The sequence below is a fragment of the Actinomadura roseirufa genome (assembly GCF_900659635.1).
GTDB lineage: Bacteria > Actinomycetota > Actinomycetes > Streptosporangiales > Streptosporangiaceae > Spirillospora > Spirillospora roseirufa.
This window is the reverse complement of sequence record NZ_CAACVB010000310.1, coordinates 1-7957: the sequence shown is the minus strand read 5'-3', so window position 1 is coordinate 7957 and position 7957 is coordinate 1. Positions and strand designations below refer to the sequence as shown.

Here is a 7957-nt window from a genome sequence, read left to right as displayed (position 1 = left end):
CACACCGGCGCCCGGCCGGCGTCCGCGGCGGCGGCGCCGTCCACCGCGACCGCGCCACGGGTCACGACGGCCAGCCGGACGCCCGCGAACCGCTCGTCGGCCGCCCACGCCTCCAGCCGGCCGGCCAGGTCGCGCACGTCCGCGTCCCAGGAGATCACGGCCACGTCGGGGAGCGGCTCGCCCGAGGCCGCGGACGCCTCCAGGGCCGCCAAGCCGGGGAAGCTCGCCACCCGGCCGGGAGCGGGCCGGGAAGGGAGGGACGGCAGCGGGATCCAGTCGACCCGCAGCAGCGACTCGTGCCGGCCTCCGCCGGTAGCGCGCAGCCGGGCGGGGCGCTCCAGCAGCAGCCGCCGGGCGACCTTCCCCGAGGCCGTGCGCGGGACCGCGTCGATCTCGTACAGCTCCTCGGGCACCTTGAAATAGGCCAGGCGTTCGCGGCAGGCGGCGAACAGCGCCTCCGGGTCCAGGCCCTCCGGGCCCGGCACGACGAACGCCACCGGGACCTCACCGAGGACCTCGTGCGGACGCCCCGCCACCGCGACGTCCGCCACGCCCCGCCGGCCGCGCAGGACCTCCTCCACCTCCCCCGGATGGATGTTCTCGCCACCGCGGATGATCAGTTCTTTGATCCGCCCCGTGATGGTGAAATAGCCCGCCGCGTCCCGCCGGGCCAGGTCGCCGGTGCGGTACCAGCCGTCCCGGAACGCCTCGGCGGTGGCCTCGGGCTGGTTGTGGTAGCCGGTCATCACGCTGGGGCCGCGGACCCAGACCTCGCCCTCCGCGCCCGCCCCGACGTCCGTCCCGGTCTCCGGATCCACCAGCCGCACCCCGAGCCCCGGGACGGGCAGGCCGCACGATCCCTCGACCCGCGCGCCGGTCGGCCAGTTGATCGTGATCGAGCCGCAGGTCTCGGTGCTGCCGTAGGCGTCCAGGAGGGGCGCGCCGAACGCCTCCTCGAACGAGCGGCGCAGCGCCGCGGTGGTGACCGCTCCGCCCACCAGGCACATCCGCAGGTGGGGGGCGCGGAACCCCTCCTCGCGCGCGGCCCGGACGAGGTGGTGGTACATCGTGGGGACGCCCGCCAGGAACGTGGCGTCGTCCTCGCGCAGCGCGTCGAGCACCTCGCGCGCGCTGAAGCCGTCCAGGATTCGCGCGGTCGCGCCGACCGCCGTGACGCCCAGCACGCACGCGATGTGCGACAGGCTGTGGAACAGCGGCAGCGGCCACAGGACGCGGTCCTCGGCGGACAGTCCCGGAACGGGGACGTAGCACGCGGCGACCGACCACAGGCAGTTGCGCTGGGTGGAGACGACCCCCTTGGGCCTGCCCGTGGTGCCCGAGGTGTAGAGCATCCAGGCCGGGTCGTCCAGGCCGAGGTCGTCGCGGGGCGGGACGGGCGGTTCGGTGCCCGCGAGCGCCTCGAACGACGCCGCGCCCGGGAAGACGGCCGACTCGCCCGGGTCGCCGGTGACCACGACCGCCACCTCCGGCCGCCCGGCCAGCACCCGTGCCAGCGGCGCGGCGTGCGCCGGGTCGGTGACGACCAGCCGGGCCCCGCTGTCGTCCAGCAGGTAGGCCAGCTCCGCCTCGGTGACCCGCGGGTTCAGCGGGACGCCGACCGCGCCCGCCCGGACCAGCGCCAGGTAGGTCTCCACCATCTCGACCCGGTTGCCGAGCAGGATCGCCGCGCGGTCCCCGGGATGCAGGCGGCGCTCGGCCAGATGACCGGCCAGCCGACGGGTCCGCGATTCCAGTTCCGCATACGTCACGCTTCGCCGCGCGTCCCGGAAGGCGACCTTCCGGGGCGCGCGGCGCGCGTGCTCGCCCAGCAATTCGGGCAGTGGCCGAATCAGCTCCGTGCGCAGCATTCCGGCACATCCCCCAAAGAGAGTGAGTCACGGATCGAAGTGCTCGCGATGATCTGCGAGCCCGCAATCCAGTCTCATCAAGGAATGGTCCGGGCAATCCCCTAACCGACCCCCTAACGCCCCTCGCTCACCACCGGTGCGCGCGGCGGCGCGGGCGCCAGCAGCCCGAGCAGGTCCGCGGGCCGGCGCAGCACCGCGTCCGGTCCCTCGGCCAGCAGCGGCTCGGCGTCGCTCTCGCCCCACAGCGCGGCGATCGCACCCACCCCGGCCCCGCGCGCGCTCTGCAGGTCTGTGACGGCGTCCCCGACCATCACCGCCTCCTCGGGCACGACGCCGAGCAGGTCGAGGGCGTGTTCCACGATGTCGGGCGCGGGCTTGGGCCGCGGCACCTCGTCCGACCCGATCACATGCTCGAAATGCCCCGCGATGCCGAGCACCGTGAGCAGCGACCGGGCCCGGGGCCCGCTCTTGCCGGTCGCGACGGCGAGCCGGAGACCGCGCCGGTTCAGCTCCGTGAGCAGCGCCTCCACGCCGGGGAAGACGGTCACCTCACCGGCGAGCCGGTAGCTCTCCCGGACGAACGGCTCCTCGATCTCGGGCGGCAGCCCCATGATGCGCATGATGTCGGGGAAGTACCGTCCGAGGTGCTTGCTGTACTCCTCGAACGGCGCGGGACCGTCCCCCACGACCTCGGCGTAGGCGATCCGGAAGGCCCGGCGCATCACGTCGAAGCTGTCCACGATCACGCCGTCGAGGTCGAAGACGACCGCGCGCGTCGCACGGCCGGGAAGCTCAGCCGCCATGACCCGCCCCCACGACGGCCCCCGCTCCGGCCCCCACCGTGGCCTCCACTGTGGCCCCCACTGTGTCCGGAGTTCGCCCGGCGGACCGGGCCGAGTCGTACAGCCGCTCGATCGCCGAGATCATCTCCCGTGCCTGGGCGATCGCGGCGCCGCGCTGCGCCGGGTCGGCCAGCAGGCCGGGCAGCTCGTCGAGCTGGCGGGAGTACTCGACGCCCACCGGTTCCTCCGGTACCGGCACCGGTTTCGTACGGCCGTGCCAGGTGCGGGTGAGCGTGGACGCCTTCTGCCGGTTCGTGCTGAACCCGAACGTGCAGCGCAGCACGGCCGTTCCGGCGCCGCCCTCCACCGTGATCGCGGTGATGTCCCGGGCCTCGTGCGAGGCCCAGCTCGTCCGCAGCGACACCGAGACCCCGCCGTCGGTCACCAGGAATCCCCGGGCGGTGTCCTCGACGTCGCCGCGGCCGGCGCCCGCGGGCTCGGCGTCGGTCTCCCGCCAGCGCGCGCGGCGCGAGTCGTTGTTGACGAAGTCCGCCGAGACGGTGCCGACGACCTGCTCGAAGACCACCGGGCCGAGCAGCGGCCCGACGGTGTCGAGGAGGTGCCAGCCCAGATCGAGCAGCGCGCCGCCGCCGGCGTGCTCGCGCCGGACGAACCAGCCGCCCGCCCCGGGCACGCCGTGGGCGCGGACCCAGGCCAGATCCACGTGCCGGATCGGGCCCAGCTCGTCCGCGAACCCCAGCAGGGCCCGCACGTCGGCGCGGTAGCGGGCGGCGCTCCCGGCCAGCAGCACCGCGCCGCCCTCCCGCTCGGCCGCCGCGAGCCGGTCGGCCTCCGCCACGCTCAGGCACACCGGCTTCTCCAGGAAGACCGGCACGCCCCGCGCCAGCAGCCGCGCCGCCACGGCGCTGTGCAGATGGTTGGGGACGGCCACCACGGCCAGGTCGACCGCGCCGGGATCGAGGTCCTCGACCGAGGCCAGCGCGAGCGGCGCCCCCGCCTCGGCGCGCGCCGCCGGATCGGGGTCGACGACGGCGGCGACCTCGTACTTCTCGTGCTCGCTCAGCCGCGGCAGCCAGATCCTCCGCCCGGCCCAGCCGAGGCCGACCAGCGCGACCCGCAGCCGCTCGCCTCCAGGCCCGCTCATGCCCGCACCCCCCGGGAAGAGCGCGCGCTCATGCCCTCAATGCGCTCGGTCATGACGCCGCCACCGCCTCGGCCACGATCTCGGCGACCCGGTGGACCTGCTCCTCGGTGCCGAGCAGCGTACGGTGGTGCAGCCAGATCCCGTCATCGGTGATCGCCTCGGCGTTCGGGCAGCGCGCCGCCAGCTCCTCGACCGTGGCGTCCGGCGCCCCGGTCTCCCAGAAGGCGTTGGTGCGGTAGATCGCCCGGAACACCACGAAGGCGGGCACGCCCCGGGCGACCAGCGTGTCGACGAGCGCGTCGCGCCGCTCGCCCGCCAGGCCCGGCACCCGGAACATCGCCATGTAGTGCGGCACCCGGTCGGCCCGCGGGTCACGCCCCTGCGGCACGACGCCCGGGATCTCCCCCAGCAGCCGGGCGAGCACCGGCGCGCGCCGCTCCCGCGTCTCGATCTGCTCGTCGAGCCGGCTCAGCTGGGCGCGCAGCACGGCGGCGGAGAACTCGTTCAGGCGGAAGTTCGACCCCGACGTGCGGTGCCAGTAGCCGCGGTCCTCGCGCGGCCTGCCGCAACTGTGCCGCAGGAACGCCTCTTCGTAGGACTCCCGGTCCGGGAAGGTGACCGCGCCGCCCTCCCCCGCCGTCATCAGCTTGCCGTTCTGGAAGCTGAACGAGGCGATCGACCCGAACTCGCCCACCCGCCGCCCGTTCCACCGCGCGCCGTGCGCGTGCGCGGCGTCCTGGATCAGCGGGACGCCGCTGGCGTCCGACAGCTTGCCCAGGCCGTCCATGTCGGCGAGCTGCCCGGCCATGTGCACGGGCATGATCGCCTTCGTGCGCGGCCCGATCGCCGCCTCGGTGGCCGCGACGTCCAGGCAGTACGTCTCGGGGTCGATGTCCACCGGCACGGCCACCGCGCCGAGCCGCTGCGCCGCCTGGGAGGAGGAGATGAAGGTGAACGCCGGCACCACGACCTCGTCCCCGGGGCCGACCCCGAGCACCTGGAGGGCCAGCTCCAGCGCGTGGGTGCCGTTGGTCACGGCCAGCGCGTGCTCGGCGCCGTGGTACTCGGCGAACTCCCGCTCGAAGGCGTCGACCTCACCGCCGCCCAGCCGCCACCACTGGCCCTGTTCCAGTGCCCGGATCAGCCCCGCGCGCTCCCGCTCGTCATACTGCGGCCACTCCGGCAATCCGATATCACTCATGAACTCCACACCCTCCACAGAATGCGTTTCCGGCCTTCCGACAAACCGTCCCCAGCGGGGGGTTTCAAGCGCACGGTACCCAACGGACATGCGCTTTTCACATCCCCTATCCACCCCCCTATATTTCCCTTGCCCAGAGGCCGGAAGAACAATTTTCGCGATGCCCGGGAGGCGCATGTTATAACTACGGCTGTGCAGTTGCTTTTGCTGAACGGACCAAATCTGGGGATTCTCGGGCGGCGGGAACCGGAGATCTACGGGACCGACACGCTGGCCGACGTCGAGGACGCCGTGCGCGCGGAGGTGGCCGCGCGCGGCTGGGAGGTGGTGTCGGTGCAGCGCGAGTCGGAGGGCGAGCTCGTCGAGACGTTGCACGGCCGGTGGGACACGGCCGGCGCCATCGTCAACCCGGGCGCGCTGATGATCGCGGGCTGGAGCCTGCGCGACGCCCTGGCCGCCTATCCGCGCCCGTGGATCGAGGTGCACCTGTCGAACGTGTGGGCCCGCGAGTCGTTCCGGCACGAGTCGGTGCTGGCGCCGATCGCCGACGGCGTGATCGTCGGGCTGGGCTCGCTCGGGTACCGGCTGGCCGCCCGGGCGCTGCTGGAGCTGGTGCCGGGATGACGCGGCTCGGGATCGACGTCGGCGGGACCAAGGTCGCGTTCCGGCTGGCCGGCGAGGAGCCGCCCGCGCGCGAGGACGCGTTTCACTGGCCCTCCTCCCCCGGTCCGGACGCCGGTCCGGAGGCGGACTGGGCCGCGCTGGCGGAGGAGGTGGCGCGGCTGCGCACCGGATGGGCGCGGCCGATCACCGCCGTCGGGGTCGCGCTGCCCGCCACCACCGACGCGGCCGGGCGGGTCACGACCTGGCCGGGACGTCCCGGATGGGCGGGGCTGAACGTGGGCGCGCGGCTGCGCGGGCTGTTCCCGGGCGCCGCGGTGCGCTGGGCGGACGACGGCGACCTGGCGGCGCTCGCGGAGGCGGGGCGGGCGGGGTCGCCGGACGTCGTCTACATCGGGGTCGGCACGGGCGTCGGCGGCGGCGTCGTTCTCGGCGGCCGCTCCCTGGCCGGGTCCGAGATCGGCCATCTCATCGTCGACCGGTCGGCCCTGGACGAACGGTGCGACTGCGGCAGGCACGGCTGCCTCCAGGCGGTGGCCTCCGGCCCCGCGACGCTGCGGCGGGCCGCCCGGCTCCGGGGCGGGGCCGTCTCGTTCGCGGACCTGCGCGGCGGGCTGCTCGCCGGAGCGGGCTGGGCGGCGGACGCGCTCGCCCCGGCCTGGGACGCGCTCGGGGCCGCCGTGACGAGCCTCGGCGAGCTCCTCCATCCGGACGTCGCCGTGATCGGCGGCGGCTTCGGCGCGGGGCTGCCCGGCTTCGCCGACGCGGTCGCCGAACGCGTCGCCAAGTACGCCCGGCCGGGGTTCGCGGCGGTCCCGGTGCGGCGGGCGGAGCTGGGCGGGCTCTCGTCCCTGTACGGGGCCCTCCTGCTCGCGGGACAAGAGGAGGACGGTCATGGCTGAGCCTCACGGGGGACGAACCGCCGTGCGGGAGGTCGAGGTCGCCTTGGGCGAACGGTCCTATCCGGTGCGCATTGGGCGCGGAGTCCGCGCCACGCTCCCCGACGTCATCGCGGGCATCGGGGCCCGGCGCGCGGTCGTCGTGTCCGCCAGGCCGGCGGAGTGGACGCCGGATCCGGGCGTCCCGTCCCTGGTCGTCCCGGCGCGCGACGGGGAGCACCACAAGACGCTGGCGTGGGTCGAGGAGCTGTGCCGGCGTTTCGCCGACTTCGGGCTGACCCGCTCGGACGCGGTCGTGTCATGCGGCGGAGGCACCACGACCGACGCGGTGGGGCTGGCCGCGGCGCTCTACCACCGGGGCGTGCCCGTCGTGCACCTGCCGACCTCGCTGCTGGCGCAGGTGGACGCCAGCGTCGGCGGGAAGACGGCGGTGAACCTGCCGCAGGGCAAGAACCTCGTCGGGGCGTACTGGCAGCCGCGCGCGGTGCTGTGCGACACGGCCTACCTGGACACGCTCCCGGCCCGGGAGCGGACCAACGGGTACGGGGAGATCGCGCGCTGCCACTTCATCGGCGCCGGCGACCTGCGCGGGCTGCCGGTGGAGGAGCAGATCGCGGCGAGCGTGGCGCGCAAGGCGTCGATCGTGGCCGCGGACGAGCGGGACGCGGGGCCGCGGCACCTCCTCAACTACGGGCACACCCTGGGCCACGCCCTTGAGCGCGCCACCGGCTACCGGCTGCGCCACGGGGAGGCGGTGGCGGTCGGGACCGTGTTCGCGGGACGGCTCGCCGGGGCCCTCGGCCGGATCGGACCGGCCCGCGTCGCCGAGCACCGGACGGTCGTCGCCGGGTACGGGCTGCCGACGGCGCTGCCCGCGGACGCCCGCGCGGACGAGCTGGTGGCGCTGATGCGGCTGGACAAGAAGGCCACGGACGGGCTGACGTTCGTGCTCGACGGCCCTCGCGGCGCCGAGGTCGTGCGCGGCGTGCCGGAGCCCGCCGTGGCCGCCGCGCTGGCGCGGATGCCGGTGGAGGCGCCGGCGGAGGGGAGCTGAGATGGGACGGATCACCGGCACCACCCGGCTGCTCGCGGTGCTGGGCGACCCGGTCGAGCAGGTTCAGGCACCGGCGCTGGTCAACCCGCTGCTGGACCGGCTGGGCCGGGACGCGGTCCTGGTCCCCGTGCACGTGCGTCCCGGGGACCTGGCGGAGGTCGTCGGCGGGCTGCGGCGGATCGGCAACCTGGACGGGCTGCTGGTCACCGTGCCGCACAAGATCGAGATCTGCCGGTACGCCGACGAGCTGGCGCCGGCGGCGGCGCTCGCCGGCAGCGCGAACGCGCTGCGGCGCGAGCCGACGGGGCGCTGGCGCGCGGACAACTTCGACGGCGCCGGTTTCGTCGGCGGGCTGCGCGCCGCCGGG

The 7957-nt window shown here is 75.1% G+C and carries 7 protein-coding genes and 1 pseudogene; 4 read left to right on the top strand and 4 right to left on the bottom strand.

Annotation, left to right across the window (positions count from 1 at the left end):
* The 4 genes from E1291_RS36140 to E1291_RS36125 form a co-directional block, all read right to left on the bottom strand.
* Window positions 1–1868: class I adenylate-forming enzyme family protein (locus tag E1291_RS36140; RefSeq protein WP_165495466.1), on the bottom strand; the 1868-nt coding region annotated here is incomplete at its 3' end.
* Between the two features lie 113 nt (window positions 1869–1981).
* Window positions 1982–2671: an HAD-IA family hydrolase gene (locus tag E1291_RS36135; RefSeq protein WP_131742556.1), complete on the bottom strand. Its 690-nt coding sequence runs from the start codon at window positions 2669–2671 to the stop codon at window positions 1982–1984.
* A complete protein-coding gene (locus E1291_RS36130) occupies window positions 2661–3815 on the bottom strand; it encodes a Gfo/Idh/MocA family protein (protein ID WP_131742555.1) in 1155 nt (384 codons plus the stop codon). Before E1291_RS36130 ends, E1291_RS36135 begins: the two co-directional genes overlap by 11 nt.
* Window positions 3816–3864: 49 nt before the next feature.
* Window positions 3865–5016, bottom strand: coding sequence for a DegT/DnrJ/EryC1/StrS family aminotransferase (locus E1291_RS36125; protein ID WP_131742554.1), 1152 nt, complete (start codon window positions 5014–5016; stop codon window positions 3865–3867).
* Window positions 5017–5208: 192 nt separating this feature from the next.
* Between E1291_RS36125 and E1291_RS36120 the strand changes: the two genes are divergently transcribed.
* The 4 genes and pseudogenes from E1291_RS36120 to E1291_RS36105 form a co-directional block, all read left to right on the top strand.
* Entirely contained in the window at window positions 5209–5640 is a 432-nt protein-coding gene (locus E1291_RS36120) for a type II 3-dehydroquinate dehydratase (protein WP_242614597.1), read from the top strand.
* On the top strand, window positions 5637–6539 hold the full coding sequence (locus E1291_RS36115) for an ROK family protein (RefSeq protein ID WP_131742552.1): 903 nt from the start codon (window positions 5637–5639) through the stop codon (window positions 6537–6539). The genes E1291_RS36120 and E1291_RS36115 overlap by 4 nt, the downstream gene beginning before the upstream one ends.
* Complete coding sequence (locus tag E1291_RS36110) at window positions 6532–7590, top strand: 3-dehydroquinate synthase family protein (protein WP_131742551.1); 1059 nt, start codon at window positions 6532–6534, stop codon at window positions 7588–7590. The genes E1291_RS36115 and E1291_RS36110 overlap by 8 nt, the downstream gene beginning before the upstream one ends.
* Window position 7591: 1 nt before the next feature.
* A pseudogene (locus E1291_RS36105) lies at window positions 7592–7957 on the top strand (shikimate dehydrogenase); the annotation flags it as partial.